Source organism: Fervidobacterium pennivorans DSM 9078 (assembly GCF_000235405.2).
Lineage (GTDB): Bacteria > Thermotogota > Thermotogae > Thermotogales > Fervidobacteriaceae > Fervidobacterium > Fervidobacterium pennivorans.
The window spans coordinates 1106587-1128688 of the sequence record NC_017095.1 but is presented as its reverse complement, the minus strand read 5'-3'; the positions used below and the strand labels follow the sequence as shown (position 1 = coordinate 1128688).

General features: G+C 37.7%; 22 protein-coding genes and 1 pseudogene. 6 read left to right on the top strand and 17 right to left on the bottom strand.

Annotated features, from left to right (window positions below):
• Positions 1-5 precede the first annotated feature (5 nt).
• Positions 6-1208: an IS21 family transposase gene (gene istA / locus FERPE_RS05260; RefSeq protein ID WP_014451616.1), complete on the bottom strand. Its 1203-nt coding sequence runs from the start codon at positions 1206-1208 to the stop codon at positions 6-8.
• A 144-nt stretch (positions 1209-1352) separates the two neighbouring features.
• Between istA and FERPE_RS05255 the strand changes: the two genes are divergently transcribed.
• On the top strand, positions 1353-2936 hold the full coding sequence (locus FERPE_RS05255; RefSeq protein WP_014451615.1) for a hypothetical protein: 1584 nt from the start codon (positions 1353-1355) through the stop codon (positions 2934-2936).
• On the opposite strand, the gene FERPE_RS10715 is transcribed toward FERPE_RS05255, so the two are convergent.
• The 9 genes and pseudogenes from FERPE_RS10715 to FERPE_RS05215 all read right to left on the bottom strand — a co-directional run bounded on the left by FERPE_RS10715 (position 2927) and on the right by FERPE_RS05215 (position 9714).
• On the bottom strand, positions 2927-3112 hold the full coding sequence (locus tag FERPE_RS10715; RefSeq protein ID WP_052312847.1) for a hypothetical protein: 186 nt from the start codon (positions 3110-3112) through the stop codon (positions 2927-2929). The genes FERPE_RS05255 and FERPE_RS10715 overlap by 10 nt on opposite strands.
• A gap of 42 nt (positions 3113-3154) precedes the next feature.
• Positions 3155-3361, bottom strand: a pseudogene (locus FERPE_RS10810) (aldo/keto reductase); the annotation flags it as partial.
• 185 nt (positions 3362-3546) lie between these two features.
• Positions 3547-5148: a phytoene desaturase family protein gene (locus FERPE_RS05245; RefSeq protein WP_014451614.1), complete on the bottom strand. Its 1602-nt coding sequence runs from the start codon at positions 5146-5148 to the stop codon at positions 3547-3549.
• A gap of 12 nt (positions 5149-5160) precedes the next feature.
• Complete coding sequence (locus tag FERPE_RS05240) at positions 5161-6141, bottom strand: SDR family NAD(P)-dependent oxidoreductase (protein WP_014451613.1); 981 nt, start codon at positions 6139-6141, stop codon at positions 5161-5163.
• Entirely contained in the window at positions 6138-6611 is a 474-nt protein-coding gene (locus FERPE_RS05235) for a nuclear transport factor 2 family protein (protein ID WP_245530392.1), read from the bottom strand. The genes FERPE_RS05240 and FERPE_RS05235 overlap by 4 nt, the downstream gene beginning before the upstream one ends.
• Positions 6612-6623: 12 nt before the next feature.
• Entirely contained in the window at positions 6624-7607 is a 984-nt protein-coding gene (locus FERPE_RS05230; protein WP_014451611.1) for an aromatic ring-hydroxylating oxygenase subunit alpha, read from the bottom strand.
• Between the two features lie 22 nt (positions 7608-7629).
• Positions 7630-7935, bottom strand: a complete 306-nt coding sequence (locus FERPE_RS05225) for a hypothetical protein (RefSeq protein ID WP_014451610.1) — start codon at positions 7933-7935, stop codon at positions 7630-7632.
• On the bottom strand, positions 7932-8585 hold the full coding sequence (locus tag FERPE_RS05220; RefSeq protein ID WP_014451609.1) for a glycerol-3-phosphate acyltransferase: 654 nt from the start codon (positions 8583-8585) through the stop codon (positions 7932-7934). Before FERPE_RS05220 ends, FERPE_RS05225 begins: the two co-directional genes overlap by 4 nt.
• Positions 8575-9714, bottom strand: coding sequence for a glycosyltransferase family 2 protein (locus FERPE_RS05215; RefSeq protein WP_245530391.1), 1140 nt, complete (start codon positions 9712-9714; stop codon positions 8575-8577). Before FERPE_RS05215 ends, FERPE_RS05220 begins: the two co-directional genes overlap by 11 nt.
• A 380-nt stretch (positions 9715-10094) precedes the next feature.
• On the opposite strand from FERPE_RS05215, the gene flgA reads away from it, so the two are divergent.
• From flgA to FERPE_RS10235, 4 genes are read left to right on the top strand one after another with little or no spacing between them, the layout of a single operon-like run.
• Positions 10095-11036, top strand: coding sequence for a flagellar basal body P-ring formation chaperone FlgA (flgA, locus tag FERPE_RS05210; RefSeq protein WP_014451607.1), 942 nt, complete (start codon positions 10095-10097; stop codon positions 11034-11036).
• Positions 11037-11038: 2 nt separating this feature from the next.
• Positions 11039-11671, top strand: coding sequence for a flagellar basal body L-ring protein FlgH (locus tag FERPE_RS05205; RefSeq protein ID WP_014451606.1), 633 nt, complete (start codon positions 11039-11041; stop codon positions 11669-11671).
• 48 nt (positions 11672-11719) lie between these two features.
• Entirely contained in the window at positions 11720-12715 is a 996-nt protein-coding gene (locus FERPE_RS05200) for a flagellar basal body P-ring protein FlgI (RefSeq protein WP_041263315.1), read from the top strand.
• A 21-nt stretch (positions 12716-12736) separates the two neighbouring features.
• The gene (locus FERPE_RS10235; protein ID WP_014451604.1) at positions 12737-13192 is read left to right on the top strand and encodes a rod-binding protein; all 456 of its coding nucleotides are present in this window, start codon (positions 12737-12739) and stop codon (positions 13190-13192) included.
• On the opposite strand, the gene FERPE_RS05190 is transcribed toward FERPE_RS10235, so the two are convergent.
• The 7 genes from FERPE_RS05190 to FERPE_RS05160 all read right to left on the bottom strand — a co-directional run bounded on the left by FERPE_RS05190 (position 13148) and on the right by FERPE_RS05160 (position 20366).
• Entirely contained in the window at positions 13148-14263 is a 1116-nt protein-coding gene (locus FERPE_RS05190; RefSeq protein ID WP_041262839.1) for a hypothetical protein, read from the bottom strand. The genes FERPE_RS10235 and FERPE_RS05190 overlap by 45 nt on opposite strands.
• Positions 14264-14285: 22 nt before the next feature.
• Positions 14286-15305 carry a tRNA (adenosine(37)-N6)-threonylcarbamoyltransferase complex transferase subunit TsaD gene (gene tsaD / locus FERPE_RS05185; RefSeq protein WP_014451602.1) on the bottom strand — a complete coding sequence of 340 codons (1020 nt, stop codon included), beginning with the start codon at positions 15303-15305 and terminating at the stop codon, positions 14286-14288.
• Positions 15306-15356: 51 nt separating this feature from the next.
• Positions 15357-16589 (bottom strand): ATP-dependent Clp protease ATP-binding subunit ClpX, encoded by a 1233-nt coding sequence (clpX, locus tag FERPE_RS05180; RefSeq protein ID WP_014451601.1) that lies wholly within the window; start codon positions 16587-16589, stop codon positions 15357-15359.
• A 235-nt stretch (positions 16590-16824) separates the two neighbouring features.
• The gene (gene glmS / locus FERPE_RS05175) at positions 16825-18636 is read right to left on the bottom strand and encodes a glutamine--fructose-6-phosphate transaminase (isomerizing) (RefSeq protein WP_014451600.1); all 1812 of its coding nucleotides are present in this window, start codon (positions 18634-18636) and stop codon (positions 16825-16827) included.
• Between the two features lie 4 nt (positions 18637-18640).
• Positions 18641-19642, bottom strand: a complete 1002-nt coding sequence (gene plsX, locus FERPE_RS05170) for a phosphate acyltransferase PlsX (RefSeq protein ID WP_014451599.1) — start codon at positions 19640-19642, stop codon at positions 18641-18643.
• Positions 19639-19821: a 50S ribosomal protein L32 gene (rpmF, locus tag FERPE_RS05165; protein WP_014451598.1), complete on the bottom strand. Its 183-nt coding sequence runs from the start codon at positions 19819-19821 to the stop codon at positions 19639-19641. The genes plsX and rpmF overlap by 4 nt, the downstream gene beginning before the upstream one ends.
• 2 nt (positions 19822-19823) lie before the next feature.
• Positions 19824-20366 (bottom strand): YceD family protein, encoded by a 543-nt coding sequence (locus FERPE_RS05160; RefSeq protein WP_014451597.1) that lies wholly within the window; start codon positions 20364-20366, stop codon positions 19824-19826.
• Between the two features lie 127 nt (positions 20367-20493).
• Here FERPE_RS05160 and fliF point away from each other — a divergent pair, with 127 nt between their 5' ends.
• Complete coding sequence (gene fliF, locus FERPE_RS05155) at positions 20494-22101, top strand: flagellar basal-body MS-ring/collar protein FliF (protein ID WP_014451596.1); 1608 nt, start codon at positions 20494-20496, stop codon at positions 22099-22101.
• The last annotated feature ends 1 nt before the right edge of the window (position 22102 follow it).

Genomic DNA, 22102 nt, shown 5'->3' with positions numbered 1-22102 from the left:
TTTCTTTAGTTTTTCAACAGATTATCAAATTTCTTTACGTTCTCCTCACATATCTTGTTAAGCTCTTCTTTTTGACCAACTCTCATTAGCATTAGCTGTTTGTAATCTTCATCGTGATAATTGATACTTTTTTCATCAATAACATGTATCCTTAACAGGTTTGTGTTATAATAAATATAAATTTTGTTTTCCACCTCCTTTACTTGGACTGTTTTTCCTATGTATTCGGGTGGAACAGAGTATTTACTTCCCTTGTAGTAAATCAGAGAGTCCTTTTGGACTTTAACTGACTTGTAGGAATTTAGGTAACTCTCTATTAACCTTTTGTCTGGCAAGGGTTGTAAATACTCTTTTTCTTTTTGAAACAGAAGAGCAGGTGGGACTTGAGTTGTTTGATTTGGCTGCATATTGACCTTTGCGTTTATCTCTTTTATTATCCTTGCTAAGTCCTCTTCTGTTTCAAATTCACCCTGATATGGCAGTATCCAATCTATAAACTTGTTTGCTGCTTCAACTTTTCCTTTTGTGTACGAATGTCTTGGTTTGCACAGTTTCACTTCAAACCCAAAGTCTTTTGCAAAACTTTTAAATCTTGAATTTACTTTAATTTTCTCACCTGTTATATCAACAACTGCTGCTGCATTGTCAAATAAAATCTCTTTAGGTACTCCGCCTATATCTTTGAATATTCTTATTAGACTTTCTATTAATTCTTCTTGAGTTTTTGTCCTGTTTATCTCAAAGCAGCAATATCTTGAATAACCTAATTTAAAATCAAGAACATTAATAACAAACTCCTCTCCATTTCTTGAGACAAGCTTTATATTCTCTTTCCAATCAACTTGCGCTTGCTCACCTGGATCTGTCTCAAATCTTGGGTGACCTTTTACTTTCTTCTCTGGCTTTAATCCTTTTTTCTTAACATACTTATTGAAATTTGAGTATGTTCCTATTGTCTCATCTTTTGATTTTAAATACTCATAAACACCCTTGACTGTAACTCCTTTGATAGCAAGCTTTGATTTTATCTCATCATAGTATTTGTCCAATTTACTTGGTTTATTTCTATTCTTAGGTTTTCCTTCATAACCCTCATAATATTTTTTAACTGTTCTTCTATCCATCCCATATATTCTTGCAAGTTCTGAAAAGTTAGGTTTCATTTTCATCGCCCTTATCATGTTTAAATGTGCTGTTAAGTTCTGCATTTGATATCCCTCCTCACTATGAGAAAGGATATCATATCAATGTACAATTTTGTACATCCTTATATTCCACTTTCAGTACATTTTTATTTTATCATTAACAATATTTTGATTTTTTTTGTATATAACAGAAACAGGGGGATTGAGATGAAGAAAATACCGGATATTCTTCGACCAATATTCACATACGGTTCTTTCACAGTTCCTTTTGTTAACTATCTTCTTGAGAATGATTTCCCCGAAAACTGGAAAGTTTTCGCACAGGTGATTAAACATATCTGGAGAGGTGAGTATGAACCAGCTCTTCAGATGATAGAAAAAGCACTGAAAGTCTGCAGGTCAAAAACGGCAAGAGACATTTTAATGGCTAAGAAACTGGGTATCTCCAGAAACCTGGGAAAACCTGATTTGAAGCTGTACAGATACTTGAAAAAAAGACTACCTTCGATGTCAAAAATAGCTCGTAATGTTGCTTTACCTGTGTTAATAAACGCCGAAGCGTTCGGTATATCATCTTCACGATCCGTGAGAATATGGGGAAAGGAGTACGAAGTAGATGATCCAACATCTGCGTTCTTGCATCTTGCAAGGGCTAGGAAACTCGCAGAGCAGAGTAAGATCTCAGAGGCAATATTCCATTATGTTCGGTCGTACAAACATTCAAAGAAAGTACCTCACCCATCCGGTATGGTCAGCGCTTTGAATGGCATAGCATGGCGAATAAGAAAAACACATCCCATCTGGGCTTATTCCATCTCGCAGAAGGCTGTGTTCTGGCTTGGATACTATCGCGAAGAAGCAGGCAATCTTTTTGATGCATTTGATACCCTTTTCACAATTGAAAAATACCTTGGCCTTGTTTCTACCGCGTTCACGGCAGAAATAATCTCTTCTTTGACAGTTCCAGAGATCCACTCAGAATTTTTAGATGAGGTTAGAATGTGGAAGCCCTGCTATAACGTGTCAGAGTATCCAAATACAGAAGAACTGAGGACTTTCATTAAAGGCATGGTAGGAACATACAGAAAAGAAAGGGTGTCAGCCGGGAGGCTTTCCGAGATTATAAACGGAAAAACACAAAGTGTCAGGGGAAATACTCTGAAAAAGTTAATAAAACCTTCTACTGTGAATGTCAAAGCACCTTTTCCCGTGTACAATGAACTAGTCAAATTGGAGATAGAGATGCGATTTGAAGAAGCGATAAAAAGCATCAAAGAGATGCCACCGCTTAAAAGAAAAAAGTTGTTCATTTCAACGTACATGGCACAGATAGGAAAAAAGGAGTTCTACATATCAAGAAAGGATAAATTTAGGGAAGCTTGCAGGTTACTTGAGTATCCCGAAGAATTCAAAGAGTTCATGAGCAAGAGATATGAAACTATGCGATTTGTGGCAGAGATGATCAGGGCACATCCATATATTGAAGGAAGAAAGGCAACTTTAAGTAAAGCTCTGGATAAAATGAATGGAAGAAGGCTTTCAGAATTTATAGAAAGATATGGAGAACTTGGAAAAGAAGAAAAGGTATTGATCAATACATTTTTGAGAAACCATGGAAGGTACGATGGAGTAAAGTTTGAAATCAGATTGAAAGGGCCAGACGAGGTGAGAGAGTTTGCAAAGAAGTACTCCCTCAAAATCCAGCCCTCTTTTGTGGCTTTCTGGTGTGAAGAAAACGCTAAAATCAGAAGAAAGCTAACAAGTATCATGCGCTACATGATTCAGGAGTGATCCAGAGGGAAAACAGGCACCACTGTTTTTGCTTTTTCTTCGAGTATTTTCAGCTCTTCTTTGCTGATTTCCGTTCCCTGTTTTTCCACAATGTCACACATCCACCACAGAAATTCCTGATGACTTGGACTCACCGCAGCAGTAACAGGCAGTGAAAGTGTGAAACGGAGTGCCATGGATGCTTCCTCTGTATCTTATAAGGCCTTCTTCTTTCGCCTTTAAAAAAGCCTCTGCAGCTCCGCCCGGTGGAAAGATGGCTTCCACTCATCTAAAGTGGTCACAGCGTGAAAGAGGTAGAAATCGAAGTGATCTGTGCGGAGTCTCTTCAAGGACTCGTTCAGTTTTTTCCAGGGTCCTTCTTTTGTTCTTTCTGTCGTTTTCCAGGCGAGAAACACCTGATCTCTGTGAGGTTCCAGCGCCGGACCGAGTTTTTCCTCTTATTATTTATTCACCCCGAAAAATTGGACTAAAAACCTTTCTAGGCACCTTAAAGAAACTTATCTCGCCATTTGTAATACTGAACTTGTGAAATACAGAATTATTGCCCTCTCTTATACACAAAAAGGTTTTTAAAATCATTCCAAATAAATGAGCAAAAGTCTTATTCAAGTTATATCATATCTGCAGCCAACTTACCTGTAATTATTGCAGTTGGGACTCCAGCGGGAGAATATGCCCATTTTCCTGCCTTGTATATATTTTTTAAGGGGGTTTTAACCGATTTTTTCATGTTGAAAATGCCAGAAGGAACGGGTATTTCATCTTCAAAAGACCAACCTACGATAGAGCCTTCTGATGTTTCATACATCTTTTCAAGGGTAAGTGGAGTTGAAGTAAACTTAAAGATTATTTTATTTTCGATGAATGGATATATGCTTTCTTTTAAGTTTTTGATTATAATGTCTTGAGCGTATTCTTTGAATTCGTTATACCAACCATCTTCACTTATCTTTTTGACAAGAGCATAGTCCATAAGGAAACTTACAATCAATCCAGTCTTGCCTTCTGGTGCCATACTCTTGTCTCTTAGAACCGGTATAGAAATTTCATATGTGTTGTAGTTAATAAAACCTTCAAGCCATTTAAGAATTTCCTCTTTGCTTGTATTTTCGTAATTTTCTATAATCCTTTTAAGCCAAGACTTGTTGAATTCTCCAATTCCATTTCTTTTTGGTGTGTAGAAGAAGTGACCTGTTGAAATCTTCTCAAACGAGTCAGATGGCTCATCTATACCAAGATATACCGTCAGAACTGATTCAGCAGAACGTGCTTTCATCACCTTATTTTTTTCCTTTTCAATTTTGTTTACCAAGTAATTTGGCAGATTTGTTTCATCAAGAATTTTGTAAAAAGTTTTCAAATCCGTAGCCCAAATCAATTCATCGTAATTGTGTGAATTTCCTTTGTTGTCAATCACCATGTTTTTTGATGGAATGATTTTTACAACTGATGTATTAGTAAAAATTTTACCTCCATATTCGGTTATCTTTTCGGCAAGTTTTTGTGTAAAAGTTCCAACACCACCTTTTGGATATATGTAATCGAGATATAAGTAGAAGTAGCTCAATGCGAAAAATGAAGGAGTACCTCGGAAAAAGTGTTGTATCACAATATCTTTTAAAGAAGCGTTTTTGATGAATTTTGAAATATAATCTTCTACGGGGTCATTTAGTTCATTTATCTTTTTTATGGTCTTCAAGAACTTAAAAAACCAGATTAGGTATCGTGGCATCATCTCTAAAAGCTTTCCCTCTTCTTTTATTTTGTTGAAAGAAAAGAGTGGGTTGTCAACGCCATAAAGGATTTTCATGTATTCAAGTATTTCCTTTTCAACATATATCAATTCATCAATTTCCTTATTTGCTTCAGGATAGATATCTTCTAGAATTTTTGCATACTCTTCTAAACTTTCAACACCGTTGACACGTAGTATCTTATCTTCAATACCTATTGTGATAGGATTTTTAAGTATCTCTATGTCTAAACCGAGGTCTTCAATCATTGGGATAATGACACCAGCGTTCACGAGTGCGCGTGCGCCACCTTCAAGTTTGAAACCATTGTATTCAAAAGTATTTACCAAACCACCGCACTTCTCGTTTTTTTCAAATAGTGTTACATTATGACCTTTTCTCGCCAGGTAAACAGATGCTGTAAGTCCTGATATCCCTCCGCCGACTATGATTACCTTTTTTCTTTGCTTTTTTAACATATTTTCACCTCTCTAAAAACCACAAGCGTCTTTCATAATTTCTAATGTTTTTTTCCACAAATTCCTTGCTAATTCGATATCTTTTGCAGGAGGTGCTAGTTCTTCAATTTTAGTGTAATGGAAGAATTTATCTGTTATTCCTTCGACTTCTTTAGATACTCCTAGATAATAAAGTGCTTCTGCTGACTCTGAAGGATCTCGGGATATTTTATCTAAAAAATTCTTTTTGAAAAATTTATATACAGGTCCATTGTCCTGACCGGTGTTTGTTCTTACAAAGCCTGGGTGCATAGCATTAATGGTAACATTGAGGTTATTAGAAATGAAAATTTCTGCAAAAATATGCATACTCAAAATTTGAGCAAGTTTTGCAGCTCCATATGCTTTTAAGCCTGAATATTTTCTCTTTTGCCAGTTCAAATCATCTAAGCATATTCCCCATGCTGAAAATCTGTATCCTTCAGAGCTAACTAATACTATACGGGTTGAATTATCTTTCTTTAGCTTTTCAATTAGAGAGTAATTTATTATAAACGGGGCGAGATAATGTACGACAAAGTTTGTTTCGAAACCATCCTCTGTAATAGTCAGTTTATTGAGATACAAACCAGCGTTGTGAATAAGAACGTCTATTTTTGAATCGAGCGAATTTAATTTTTCTACGACATTTTTGATATCTTTTATTTTGCTTAAATTAGCAATTATGTAACTACATTTTGTTCCATAACGTTCCGATATTTCCTTGCATAGAGCCTCCGATTTAGCTTTATTTCTGTTTATTGTAAGTAAATTTGCACCGTTTGAAGCGTACTTTTTTGCTGTTTCATAACCTATACCCGATGTTGCTCCTGTTATAACAACAAGTTTTCCGTCGAACCTATCTGAACATTTTTTTGGCTTGCTGGACATATTCCGTATCATCTCAAATATGTTTGACCATTTGTACTGGGACCAATATCTTCTTACTGAGCAACCATTATATTCTTTCCTCATCCAAACACCCTTTTCATGAATTTTCTATAAATTTTACCAAATATTGGGATATTGTCGAATATATCACCCCATAAGTCGTAGTAATCCCTTTGATCTATTATCTTTCCTTTCTCATTGAGAATAAGTCTACTTGTACCGTGAACTACTGATGTTTTAGTCTTTCTGAAGTTTATAATCATATTCCACTCTACAAAGATGATATTACCTTCCATAACTGCGTTTAAAATTTTCATATGCAGCTCTTTAGAGCGCTTTGTTAAACGCTCGACCATAGCTTTGAACTCATCGATACCATATATTTCTTGAACAGTGTCCCTAAAATGTATATTTTCATCATAATAAGGTAAAAGATGCGACCAATCGGGCTTACCTTCATCGTTGTACGTCTTTGTCCACAATTGGATTAACTGTTCTAATGATTTTATCGCGTATTCATTATCACTTTGATTTTTTTGTTTTGTCATATCCATTAACTCACCCCTTTAATCATTAATAACACTCTTCAATTTTTCTCTTTTCTTTCTGTATTCTAGGATGGGTAAATCACCGTTTATTAGATTCTCTGACATCTTGAGCTCTGATTTCTTAGGAATCTGTGTTTCAACAACAGCTTTATCTTGGTGCAATACTTTCCTGTTGAATGGCATACCAAGTAAAGATATAAGCTTGTCTATAAATTTGATTTTCGTAAATCCTACGTAGAAACGAAGATATATCAGAGTATGTTCATCATCGATAGGAACAAAAGCGGCTGTTACTCTCAATTTTTCATGTATGTGATTTTGCCAAATATTTGGAAATTTAAACTCAAGGTACACTTTGCTCATTTCAGAAATTTCCATTTCCTCAGGTTTTCTTGCAGGGGTCCCATCATCAACTCTATTAAAAACGTAGAAATAAAACATAGTATCGTTAATCCATTTCACAATAGGGCCATCAGCTACTGTTCTATTTCCGCGACCAATGGTATTATAATGAACAAAAGGAACATGTATGGGATCAAGCTGATTTTCTATAGCTCTGCTGTAATGGACATTCCAAATTTCACTGAATTGGCTATAAACTAATGAATCATCTATATCGTCAAAGTAACTTGGTGGTGAAGGCGGATCGTTATCTCCATACCATATCCAGATAAAATCAGCAAGTTCATATGTTTTGTATGATTTCACTTTGAAATTTTCTGGAACTGGTGCTGTTCGACCATTTGATGGTATAGCCTGAACCTTTCCAGTCGGATCATACTCAAAACCATGGAAAGGACACATTAATCTTTCACCATTAGCAAGGAGTTTACCATGAGATAGAGAAGCACCTCGATGACAACATATATCAGATATACAGTGCACATCTCCCTTTTCGTCACGCCACATCGCAAGTTTTTCACCAAACCTTGTTAACCCAATCAATTGCCCTTTCTTTAATTCACTTGAAGACAAAACAACATACCATTGATTTTTAATCATAGCTCTTCCCCTTTTACTTATTTTAGATAAACATTCTTGTTCTTTTCTTGTACTCCATGAGCTCTTCGCCAAATTTCTCATAAACCTCAGAAGGTAGTGTTTTAAGTTTTAGAATTTCGGAATTATCGTATAAATTAGTCATTAATTCATTTTCTATAGCATAGTTCAATTTTTGCATTTCCGTCTCGTTTTTGAAAGAACGCGCATCTAAAAATCTTTGATAATACACATTCATATTATTGTTATTCTGTGAAAATATAGATATATTAATCAGAAACAAAAAAACTAACACAAAAATTAGAAAAAATAGTTTTTCTGAAGTTCTCATACATGGGACCTCGCTTTAGCCTTATTATGAAATATTATTTTTGCTAATTCCCTTCTGTGCTTATATAGAATAACAAACAAATTACCTATGTAAAGAATTGTAAGCTCATAATATCCATGCATGGATTTCCATATGACATACACAAGAAGTGCTATATAACCGAACAAAACTCTGATAGTGTCCTCTTCAGGAGTTGTTTGCTTTTTTCCAATTAACATGTGGTACACAGAAAATGCAGTGAAAACTCCACCAAGGATTGTGGGGCCTTCCCATTTTGTAAGAACAGACCATGCACCAAAAGATGTTGCTATTGCTTTGCCGCCTTTGAATTTAAGCATTGGTGAAAAAGCATGTCCGAGAATCCCAGCAAGTGCTGCAAGAGAAATTATATATTTATTTAAAGATTGACCGTATTTAAGAATGAAGATGGCAAGTGGTAGTGTTCCTTTAAAATAATCAAGTGCAAGTGCTGTAAAACCCCATTTCCATCCGGCGACACGCCAAAGATTAGACGAGCCGGGATTGCCGTCACGTACTTTCGTTAAATCAATCCTAAGTAATTTTGCAAATATGTATGAATACATGACACTACCAGAAAGAAATTGTAGTGCAATGATTGATAAATAAATTGGAATTTTGTTATTGAACATCAATTTTTCTTCCTTTCCAATAAACCTCTTTTTTGAATATCGTTAAATACAGAGAATTAAAGAAAACAATCAAGAAAAACGCGTAATACATTGGATAAAGTAATGCATCGTAAAAAGTGTATTCTCCTGTTGGTTTTGCCATGATGTATAACACAATAGAAGTCACAAAATAACGCAAAATTCCACCAAAAGTGAAGATTGAAGTCATCGAGGAATAAATTCCGAACATCCAAAGAATGGCGAGAATAAAAGAAAACCAGCCACCTGTTATTGCACCTGAGGACATATTTTTTGAAAAGCCTTCGAAAAGTTGTTTAAGTCCTAATGGATACATTCTAAATTTAACTGTATGATTCCCAAGAAAATTCGACACATTCAAACCATGTTCAGAATACAGTCTTCCAAGTTTGATATCTTCAAGGACACTATCTTTTATAGCTTCATGTCCTCCTATTAGTTGATAATCTTTTTTCGAAGTAAAGATCACTGGTCCGAAAGCACCGGAAGGTTTTTTGTTTGGAAAACCTAAATTGTTACTAGCATATACAATCATAAGATTAAATGGTAATGTGAAATGTTCGTAGAATTTTTCCAAACGTTGATAAGGCCATATAGATAGCAAACCACCATACTTCTTATGTATTTTAACAAGCGATTCAATAAATACATTACTTGGTTCAACATCCGCATCTAAAAAGAGCAGATAATCACCATGCGAGTTTAGATATCCGTTCCAAATTGCCCAAGACTTTCCAATCCAACCCTTTGGGGGCTCAGTCGTCAGCTTGACAACACATACATTTGGAAAACTGCTTGCAACAACTGAAGTGTTGTCAGTTGAATTATCATCAACTATAATAATTTCATATGGTCGGACAGATTGGTCCAGTAAAAGAGGCAAGAGTTTAGATAAATTCTTCTCCTCGTTTCTGGCAGGTATTATCACAGAAACACAGTAATTTTCTGCGTTCAATTTTTCATCATTGAATGCTTTTTCTTTTAAATGTAGTACCCTTTTTGTTGAATAGTAGTAATAAAATGCAGATATTATCAAAAAGCTGAAAAAAATAATGTTTTCAAGCCAAATGATCCATCCCCTTCCTTTCTCAAGTAACTCCAACGAAGGCAAAAAATTGCTGTAAAAAGTGAACTAATAAGTGTACCAAAGAATTTATTGAACAAGAATGATGACACAAAAGTGAGGAAAGGAAATATAGTGATGATATGTTAAACAAGGAACCAGAAACATTTTGCTCATTATCACCTCTTTTAACTCTTAAGCAGCTAAGGTTAGAAATTCAGTTACGCTTGGATAAGGTTTAACTTTTAATATTGTATCATTTTTTGATCTTTTTTCAAAATGAATATGAAATGAAGGACAAGTTACAATGATTGCTACAAAATAACTCTTCGAGGAGAATGGAGAAAATCCGTAGTATAATAAGTTGTGTAATAGCGCATTTGGGGATAATTTAATATCATTTGTCGTATGTTAGCGAGGCGAGCTTTATGAAACGAAGTTTTATTTTTGTCTTCTTTATTTTTTCCACAGTGCTTTTATCATACTCCGTTTCATTCAAATCCTCTGTTACAACTTCCGGTGGACCAGTTACTATGCTCGAACTTGTTGAAGCTTCTCAAACCGATGTTCCAAAGGAGGTACTCGAAAAGATAATTGTTGCGTATGTGCCTGTTAATAGCAAACTTTCTTTAAATAAGCGTTATCTTGTGAATCTAATCAAAAAACGTGTTGGCAACGTCGAAGCTCAAATAGATGACATGCCAATTGTAATTGAAGCTAAACCACAGGAAAGTGCTGTTCAAAGTGCTACCGGTGAGGTTTTAACTGTCGATAATATAACCGGTATCGTGCTGAGTGAACTTTCGAAGCGATATCCCGAAGGAACACAGTTCAGGTTGAAAAATCAAGTTGGTCAAATTATCGACCATGATAATTATTCTGTTTTTGTTCAAGTACTGAATAAGAGTTCTCCATTCGTCAGAATTACGTTGAAGAAAGGAAACAGAACGGTTGGGTATGTTTCTCTCATGTACGAAGCAATTCTTGTAAGGAAAGTTGCAGTTGCAAGTAGAAAGATAGAAAGGGGAGAAGTTATTGGGGTTACAGATGTGGTTTATAGTGAAGAGAATGTGCTTGCATTGAATAAAGTTCCTATTTTTGAAGAAGATTTGCCTTTGCTAGCAGATAAGGTGTTTATAAAAGGTGAAATACTCGATATGCGATACACGAAAGACGTTCCCATCGTTATAAAAGGTCAGGTGGTAAAAGCTTACAGCATCGTAGGAGGCGTCACAGTCTCTGTTCTCGCCCAAGCGTTGGAACACGGTTATGCTGGCAATGTGATATCTGTGAAGAATTTAGACAATGGAAGTATCATAAAAGGAACTGTTCAACAAGATGGAACTGTAATGGTGTTGGAGGTGAAGTAGAGATGAAGAAAGGGTTCTGGATATGCATTTCAAATAGGATTTTAGTAATATCACTTTTTGCGATATTTTTCTTAGCATCCAGTCTATACGCAACTTCTCTTTACACATCTTCGACCAACCCCCAGTTTAAAAATCTTATAGGAACATACAAACCTTCCAGGGTTGGAGATTACGTTACGATAATGGTCTACGAATCGCCGAGGATTTCAACGTCATCGCAAGTCAATTCTTTGACAAATGCCTTTCTAAACGCGATAAACACTGGAACAAAACTCGTAGGGCTTGATTTAAGCAAGTATCTACCAGCAAGTGGTTCAACTACGGATAAGCGCGACAACAAAAGCCAGGCAAATGCCGTTTTGGAGTTAACTGCTGTTGTAAAGCAAGTGGATGAACAGGGAAAGTTATTCCTCGAAGGACGCAAACAGATTAAAGTTGGGAATGACCTCAGGGAGATTATTATAACTGGTTGGGTCCATCCTGATGCAATAAAGCCTGGTAATATTGTTAATTCAACAGACCTTATTAATGCACAAATTTGGGAAAATGGCAAAATCGTTTTTCAAGATGACCCACAACAGAGTTCGTGGCTAGGATTACTCCTTTCTGCAATTGCAAACTTGTTTAGATTTTAGATTCAGTGTATCTGAGACTTGGTGGAGGCATAGGGTATGATGCGTATGGTGAGAAAGGCGATAGTTGTTATGCTTTTCTTAGTTTTAATTTCAACAATTTCGTTCTCAGCAACTGTTAGAATAAAGGATTTTGCTAAATTTCGTGGTGCCAGGGATAACCAGTTGTTTGGTATAGGGCTTGTTGTCGGTTTGAATGGGACGGGTGATAGTGGAACACTCAGTTCTTCGCTTTTGGCAAATATGATGAAGAACTTCGGAATAGCGGTCAATCCCAATGACCTGAAGAGTAGAAACGCGGCGCTTGTTATGGTTATTGCCGATATACCACCGTTTTACAAGCCTGGGATGAGGCTGGATGTTGTTGTAGCGAGTATAAACGATGCGAAGAGTTTGCGTAACGGTGTTCTTTTACAAACCCCACTTTACGGTGCCGATGGTAATATCTATGCGGTTGCGCAAGGACCAATATCTGTTGGTGGAGAGGATGCAAAAGGCTCTGCGAGCTTGCAAAAACGGTTCACAGTCGTTGGCTACATCCCAAACGGTGCACTTGTTGAAAGGGAAATACCCATGAATATAGTCGATGGAAATACCATAACGATATTGTTAGATAAACCGGACTTCACAACGGCTGCACGAACAGCCACAGCTATAAATACTACATTCAAAACAAACATTGCGAAAGCTATCGATGGGGCAAGTGTAAGGGTAACTGTTCCAAACGCTTTTGCCGACGACGTTATAGCTTTTCTAGCGTTACTTGAGGAGATTGAAGTTCCTGTAGATACTCCAGCACAGGTAGTAATAAACGAACGAACTGGAACTGTGGTGTTCGGTAGAGATGTGAAAATTGCTGATTTTGTGCTTTCGTATGGTAATTTTGTTATTGTTATATCTAACGGGCAGATTGGTGATAAGCAAGCTACGATTGGTAATCTCATAACAGCCTTAAAATCCGTAGGCGCAACACCTCAGGATATTATTGCGATTATTCAAGAGTTGCACAAAGCTGGTGTGATTTACGCGCAACTGAGAATTATGTAATTTATTCAAGAGGGGTTGAACATGGGTATAGAACTCAATAAGGTCAACAACAATGTGAATAGAATTATCAATTTGGGTAAACAAAAGCCTGAAAGTGGAAAGAGTTTGAATCCGAAAAAAAGCCTCAGTATAGATACAAAGTCGGAAGAATATCAAAAACAACTCAGGAAGGTTTCTGAGGAGTTCGCAGCGTGGTATATATACGAAGTTTTCAAGAAGATGTACAATACAGTCCCAAAGAGTGGACTTATACAGGAGAGTTTTGGTGAAAGATGGTTTAGAGAGATGCTTTTGCAACAGTATGCGCTAAAGGCGGCAAGGACAGATTTAAAGGAACTGAGCGATATGATTTACAAAAGTCTTGGAGGGAAGGTAATTGCGCAAGAAACTAAATCTGAAAACAACGTGGAGAAAAGGTTAGAAGCATTGCAATTATTGAATTCTCTGATTTCTAACAACCAGGAATCTGGAGAGTGATGGTGGAGCCAAAAGAACATATTCATCTACATTATCGATGAGCACATGTTGGCTACCTATTCGATTCAATACACTTCTGAGCATGAATGCTTTGGTTTGAAAAGAGAATCGTACTTCTTCACTTTCTCTTTGGATTGGTATCGAACCTTTGTATGCAATTGGACCGTGTTGAGAGACAACAACAATTTCCCCGTGTCTTGAGTATATTTCCACATCCGAAAACCTTCCTGCAATCAACGACCTTCGTAGCAATCTTTGGAGTAAAGAAGACAAGATTCTGATTTTTGGTTCAAATCTGCTGCATAAGTTCCTAAGCATGTGAGGTGTTTCTTCGGGAATATCTGCACACATTGTGAATGTATCGCCTGAGAAGATAATTACCTTATTCCTGATTGGGTTGAACGAAAACTGCACTTGGTTAGTCTCTTCGATTTCAAGAACTTTTATCAAATGCCTCGTGGATACGTATGGTATACGAATTGAAAAACTCACCACATCATTTTCAGAGACCATCTCAGAATTATCTGTATTCCTTTCAACGTCTAAGCGCGAGTAGGCAACAAGTCCGTAGTGCTGCGATATAACCTCAAGCGCGTTTCGAGAAAAATATAAGTCTACATAGCTTCCTTCTTCAAGGAATGAGGAAGCAAAATCTATCTCGGATAAAAGTTTTCTTTTAGAAAAAGCAGCACCTTCTGGATGTTTTGGCACAAAGATTTTCTCTTCTCTATCTTTTTGAAACGGTGCAATCCTAAGTCTTAGAATTTCATTCTGAGATTTTAGACTAAGAACACCATCTTGGAAATGCAAGCTGATTTTTCCGCTGAGCTCTGATACAAAATGTTTTACAACATCAAGAGGAACTTCAAAAGGAGAGGTTATCTTGGAGTAGAATGGGACAACAGGAAAATATCCGCTGAGACAACCGTCCGATGCAATAACATACAACCTCTCATCTTCTGAGAGGAATACTAATTTTCTCATCGATGGTTCTAACGTGCCACAAACTTTGTCAGCTTTCTTGATTATGTCCTTCAATACTTCTGCCTCGACTTCAACGATATAATTCACACTTGTATCACCACTACTTAGGTTATGAACCGACGATAATTTCATTCATCTCAAATAAATTTGGAACAGGCTCAAGCATCAATCCATCGTCGATACCTTTTTTCAGTAGCTCCATCCCGGCCCTTGCTATCATGGCTGCGTTGTCCGAGCAAAATTCAAGAGGAGGTATATAAAACTCAATTTCAGAAGCGAATTCATTCAGTTTTTCCCTGAGTCTACTGTTTGCAGCAACACCACCCGCTAAGACTATTTTATCTACATTGTTGTCCTTTGCCGCTTTTGTTACTTTGTAAAGCAACACATCTATCATCGCTTCCTGGGCACTTGCGGCAAGGTCGTTGGTTGGTAGTTCGGAAATACCGCTTTTTTTGAGTTTTTCAATCTCATAGAGCACGGCAGTCTTAAGTCCAGAAAAGCTGAAATCGTAGTCCGCATCGTACATCTTTGGTCTTGGAAAGTGGAAAGCCTTAGGATTCCCTAATTTGGCGACTCTATCGATTTCGGGACCACCGGGATAACCCAAATTTAAAAGCCTTGCTATTTTATCAAAAGCTTCACCAACAGCATCATCAACACTTCTGCCTATGAGTCTTATGTTCCCTTCTCTTTCGACTTTCAGTATGAGTGTATGACCACCTGAAACCATCAGAACGATGTACGGAGGTTTCAGCTCAGAATATGCTAAATAATTTGCATAAACATGTCCAACTATGTGATTTACCCCAACAAGTTTTTTATTGTATCTCAATGCCAATCCCTTAGCGAAAGATACACCGACAAGTAAAGCACCTATGAGTCCAGGTCCTTTTGTGACGGCAATACCGTCTATTTGTGAAATATCCACCTGAGTTTCAGATAATAACTGATTAAAAAGAGCGGGGAGCTTTTTTAAATGCTCCCTCGCTGCTATTTCTGGCACAACTCCACCAAACTTTTTGTGCGTAAGTATTTGTGAATAAACAAGATTTGCTATAACTTTGTTGTCTTCAACTAAAGCAACTGATGTTTCATCGCAGCTTGTCTCAATTCCGAGTACTATCATCTACAACACCTTCATCTTGTTTAAGCTTGAGATGCATTTGTTGAAATTTGGTTAAGCCGATTCTTTCATGTATATCTTAGGTCTTTCGCGCTTAGTGACACATTCTTCGGTCACGACAACCTTTTCAACGGCTTTCAAATCAGGAATATCGAACATGATATCTATCATAACCTCTTCAAATACACTCTTGAGAGCCCTTGCTCCTGTGCCACGTCTCAGAGCTTCTTTGGCTATGGCATACAATGCACTTTCCTCAACTTCCAGTTCGACGCCATCTATCTCAAAGAGTTTCTTGTATTGTTTAAGAACTGCGTTCTTCGGTTCTTTGAGTATCCTGACTAAGTCATCGACGGTCAAATCGTCAAGTGTACCGATTACTGGGAATCTTCCAACGAACTCTGGCATTAGACCATACTGGACCAAATCATCAGGGGTGACATGCCTCAAGATTTCACCAAGCCTCATCTGTTCTTTACTTTTCACAGGTGCGTTGAAACCAATCGCACTACCTTCTATTCTTCTTTTGATTATCTCATCCAATCCGTCGAACGCTCCACCAACAATGAAGAGGATGTTTGTTGTATCCACTTTGATAAACTCTTGGTATGGGTGTTTTCTTCCGCCCTGTGGTGGCACGTTAGCTATCGTTCCTTCAACGATTTTCAACAATCCTTTCTGGACACCTTCGCCACTTACGTCTCTTGTTATCGAAGGATTCGGAGACTTCCTTGCTATTTTGTCTATTTCATCGATATATATGATACCGTACTGTGCACGCTCAACATCAAAGTTCGTGACTTCAAGTAACCTAAGAACTACGTTTTCAACATCCTCACCAACGTAACCTGCTTCTGTAAGGGGTGTGGCATCGGCTATAGCAAAAGGCACATCGAGAATTTTTGCAAGAATCCTTGCCATAAGTGTCTTACCACTACCCGTTGGACCGATAAGAATTATGTTTGACTTTTCAATCTCAACGTCTGCAGTGTCTCTACCAAAGAATACGCGTTTGTAGTGGTTATAAACCGCTACTGAAAGTATTCTCTTAACTCGCTCTTGACCGATAACGTATTTGTCAAGCTCACTTTTTATCTGTGATGGGGTTGGTAGTTCCTTTCTATCTCTTGAGCCAAAACTTGTTGGTTTTATCTTCTTATCACTCTGAAGGATATCGTGAAATAACTCGACACACTCGCTACAAATATAGACGTTTCCGGGTCCAGCGATAAGCTTTTCTACTTTGTCTGCTGCTCGTCCACAAAATGAACAAAACTTTTGTGCCATACTTTACCTCCCTGTGCTTTGTTATATTCTTCGGTTCGGTTTTAATCAGATTTGAAGATTTTAGTTCATGTGCTCTTTTGTTTATTATATACCAAAAAGTATTTTTTACAAAGCAAATTAAGTTAAGAGTATATAAACTTTATGTTTTTTGACAAAAAGAGGGGACCTTTTAATTCCATCCCCTCTTAATTTTTCCTTGACGATACGTTTTTCATTGTCAGAACACAAACTTGCATCATTCTACTGTAACACTCTTTGCCAAATTCCTGGGTTTATCTGGGTCATAACCACGTTTGTCGGCAATGTGGTAAGCGAACAGCTGAATTACAGGCGCAAATATCAAAGGATAGAGGTCTTCGTGTGCTTCTGGAACATAGATAACATCGTGTGCAATTTTCTTTATTTCTTCGTCTCCTTGAGTTGCAACTGCGACTATTCTTGCGTTTCTTGCCCTTGTTTCTTCGATATTACTTCTCATCTTTTCATAGAGGCTGTCTTTTGGTACAAAGGCAAAGACTGGGAATTTTGGGTCCAAAAGTGCGATCGGTCCATGTTTTAGCTCGCCAGCTGGATAACCAACCGCGTTTATATAACTAATTTCTTTTAGTTTCAGTGCGCCTTCAAGTGCTGTTGCTGTATTTATGCCCCTGCCTATGTACATAAAGTGATGGTAATTTTTGTAATTATCTGCTACGTTTTCTATCTCTTTGTTTGTGATTATTCCTTTAAGCGTTTTTGGTGATTCGACAATTTGTTTCACAATTTCGCGATGTTCCTGGTTCCAAAGGCCACGCTTTTTGATGATGTAAAGACCAAGAAGGTAAAGCAAAATGAGTTGGTTTACATATGTTTTCGATGCTGCAACTCCAATCTCCGGACCTGCGTTCATATACAAGGTTACGTCGCTTTCTCTTGTAATTGTCGAACCTACAACATTTGAAATAGCGATAACTTTTCCTCCGGCCTTTTTTACAGCTCTAACACTCTCAAGTGTGTCGGCTGTTTCTCCTGATTGAGAAATGGCAATTGTTATAGTATCTTCAGTGATTCTAATAGGTCTGTATCTGAATTCAGAAGCCACATCTATCAGAACGTCAACATCTAAGTATTTTTCGGCAAAGTATTTGAAAACAAGCCCAGCATGATAGCTTGTTCCACACGCAACAAGAAGTATCCTTTTTACTCTTTCTAAGTTGAATTCATCAAGTTCATGTAAGCTGGGAGTGTAGTTAGAATCTATTCTTCCAACAAGCGCACTTTCTATAGCTTCTGGAATCTCATGTATTTCTTTTAACATGAAATGTTTGAATCCGCCCTTTTCCGCTGCAGATTCATCCCACGTGATATGTGTATGTTTTCTAATGAGTGTGTTTCCTGAAAAGTCCGTGATTTTTATTTTATTACCCTCAATGTAGACCACGTCTCCATCCTCGAGGAATATAACATCGCGTGTGTATTTGATTATTGGGGTGACATCGGATGCTAAAACACAGTATTTGTCGTTGCAACCAACTACAAGTGGGCTACCTTTTCTTGCCCCAATCATAACGTTGGGAATATCAGAATGGATAACAGCAATCGCAAAGGCACCTTTCAAGATTTTTAAAGTGTCCAAAACTGCTTGGAATAAGTCGCCCTTGAAATTCTCTTCAATTAAATGACTGATGACTTCTGTATCAGTTTCTGATTTAAATTTATGGCCTCTTTTGATAAGCTCCGTTTTTAATTCTTGATAGTTTTCAATGATTCCATTATGAACTACCGCAATTTTTCCACTGCAATCCGTATGTGGGTGAGCATTTGTGTCGTTAGGCGTACCATGTGTCGCCCATCTAGTATGCGCTATGCCACTTCTTACTACTTTTTCTTCTTCAATGACAGCTTTTAATGAATCAACACGTCCAACGCTTTTTGTAACAATTAGTTGACTACCGTTCGTCGCTGCTATACCAGCAGAATCGTAACCTCTGTATTCCAATTTTTTCAGACCTTCTATAAGTTCTGCCACTTTGAATTCATGACCGATGATGCCAACTATTCCACACATGAGTTTATTTCCACCTCGCTAATTGGGCTTCCAAGTTTTTAATTAATTGTTTTTCAATTCCTTGAACTGCTACTTTCAATGCGTTTTTAATAGCAATTCTGTCGGAATTACCGTGAGCTTTTACAACTATCCCGTTGACTCCTAAAAAGAACGTCCCGCCATAGGTTCTAGGATCCAATTTTTCTTTCAGCTTTTTCAGTACCCTGGAGAAAATAAGCGCACCTATGATACCATCTATGCTTTTCTTTGCCTCATCTTTTATTGTTTGAGAGATTAATTTTGCAACACCCTCCATTGTTTTCATCGCAACGTTTCCTGTAAAACCGTCGGTGACTACAACATCAACAGTTCCAAGATTTATGTCGTTCCCCTCAACATTTCCGTGGAACATAGGACCTAATTTCTCTTTCAACATCTGGTAAGCCAATTTATGCATATCTGTTCCCTTGTTCTCTTCCGTTCCGACGTTTAGTAATCCAACTTTAGGTGAATGTTTGCCAAGTATTCTTGCGTATTCAACACCCATTGCTGCAAATTGAATCAAGTAGTCTGGGCGTACTTCTGCGTTTGCACCACCGTCTATCAAGACCGTAAAGCCGTTGAGAGAAGGAATAGGAACGGCTAACGCAGGCCGGTCTATTCCTTCAATCCTTCCGACCACAAGGGTTGCACAGGCTAACAACGCTCCTGTGTTTCCTGCACTGACAAAAGCATCAACTTTGCGCTCTTTTAAAAGTTGGGCACCAACATACATGGAGCTTTCTTTTCTTCGTAGGGCGTCAGTGGGTTTTATGTCCATCGGTAAGTAGTCTTTGACTATTTCCAACGTGAAATAATCCGCCAGTTTATGATTTTTCAAGTCAGATATCGCATCTTCCGTTCCGATAAGCACTAAGTGAACTGCTTTCTTAGAACTTTTAACCTCTTCTGCAAACATTAAAGCGCCGGCTTTTATTTCTTCCGGCGCTTTGTCTCCACCCATTACATCCAATGCTACTCGTATCATTTTGCTACCTCAAACACCTGCTTCTTTCCGTAGTAGCCGCAGTTCAAGCAAACTCTGTGTGGTTGTTTTGGTGCTCCACAATTTGGACAGGTCGTTACCGCAACGCTAAAAGCTCTGTAAATCTTTGCCCTTTTGTGATGTGTTCTGCTTCTTGAACGTTTCTGCTTTGGTACAGCCATACTTATCCCTCCTGTGTATGCTTTATTTTCAGTAATTTTGCGAATCTTGGGTCTACCTGCTCTTCCTCCATAGCCTTACATGTGTGGTTTGGTTCTTCGTTTAAATCCGCACCGCAGTATGGACATAGACCTTTACAATCCGGACTACAAACAAAAACATCAGGTGCGCTACTGACTATCCCTTCTACGATACGTTCTTCAAGGTCAATTATATCACCAGTCAACAATATTTCGTTAGTCAAATCTTTCAGTTCTTCATTTTTTGAAGGTGGTTTCTTCTCAAAAGTATACACCGCTTCTATGATTCCGTCAATGTACATTTCTGAAAGTTTTAAACATCTATCGCATGGTTTTTCGACATATCCACGTGCATATCCACCAAGTAATATCTTGTTGTCAGCATATGTAAGTACCATTTTTACTTTGAATCCACCATGCAGAACCCTATACGTTCCTGTGTGTAGTTCAACGAATTCCGGAGCGTATGTCCCTTCAATAACTTTTCGTCGTTCTTTTATTAAATCTTTCACGTTGACTTTCCACATTGCAATCACCTCAAAACTTTGGTATTATAATTATAGTACCTTTTTTCGTTTTGTTAATACAAAAATCTTTACTTTAGTGTAAATTTTCGTCGATTGTATGGTATAATCATTTTTTGGTGGTGAATCAATGGAGTGGTTTAGAAAATTTTTGGATTGGTTTTCCAAGATACCCCAAAAATGGAAGGAAGCACCAAAATCTCAAAAATTAATAATTATTATGGTAGCCGTTTCTGTCATAATGGCTATTATTTTGCTTGCTATAATAAATGCTCCTAAGTATGTTTTGTTACTTACCACAAAGACAGAAGAAGATGCGGGTCCTATCCTGCAACAACTAGAATCTTTGGGTATACCGTATAAGGTCGAGGCAGGAAACAAGATATTGATACCTTCGAATTACAATGTTTACGAAGTGCGTATGCGATTAGCGTCAGCTGGTGTGCTTGCGGGAACATCTAGAGGATTCGAAATTCTAGATCAAAACACTCTTGGAGCAACAAGTTTTGATAAACAAGTAAGATACCAGATAGCTCTTCAGGGGGAGTTGGAAAGAACTATCTCCACAATTCAAGGTGTAGACAGTGCAAGGGTGGTTTTAACTCTTCCAAAGTACACTTACTACGTCCGAGGAGAAATGTCAGAACCAAGGGCTTCTGTAATGGTAGTTATGAAACCTGGACAGTCTTTAACGAAAGAACAAGTGAAAGGCATTGTTTCGTTAATACAGGGTGCTGTTGAAGGAATCAAACCTGAGAATATCAGGGTTATAGACCAAACCGGACGCGATTTAACAAGCCTTTTGAATTTGGACACATCAACGGCATTGGCTTCAACCAAGATGGAGCTTAAGGTTAGCTTGGAAAATTACTACAAGCAGAAAATAAAAGTCCCTCTTGAAAATGTCTTTGGACCAGGACGTGTAGAAGTTATACCGGACATCAAGTTGAACTGGGAAAAGATAGAAAAGCAAATAACAACTTATACGGCACCTAACAAAAAGGAAGGACTGGTGAGAAGCAAAGAAACTGAACAAGAGTATTCAACCAATCAACCAACGACAGGAGGTCCTGTGGGAACCGAATCAAACATCCCACCAACAACTTATGAATCTACATCTCCTACAACCCAGGGATATTACCAAAAGAGCCACGAAATAGTCAATTACGAACTGAACCAGATTGTTGAGAATATTGTGAAAAACTCCGAGGGGGAGATAGAAAACATAACACTGTCTGTCATAATCGATTCTTCCTCCACAGTCCTTGAGAAAACATCGAAAGACCAAGTTGAAAAACTTATCAGTTCGATAATTCAAAAAAGCATAGATGCAAATACTCCAGAAGGCTCAGTAACTTACGCTGTTGCGTTTCTACCATTCAGTAGGGAATTTGAACAAGAATTCTACAAGCAGGTGCAAGCAACTACGGAACTGCAAAAATTGCGAACCAGGTTGGTTCTTCTGATGCTGGCATCTGTGCTAATATTCTTTGCAACTTACCTTGGATTAATACAGTTCAAGAAAGTGAAAGCAAGAAAGTTGATGGAACAAAGATACAGGGCTTTACAGGAAGAAGCTCAAAGAACATTGGAAGCAATTACAGAAGAGGAAATGCCAGCTGGTGCGGAAGAAGATTCGCTCCTGGAAGAACTCAAAGCTTATTTGCAACAAGTTGCTGATACTTCTCCCGGAGATGTGGCTGCAGTTTTAAAAGTTTGGATATCTGAGAAAGGATGAG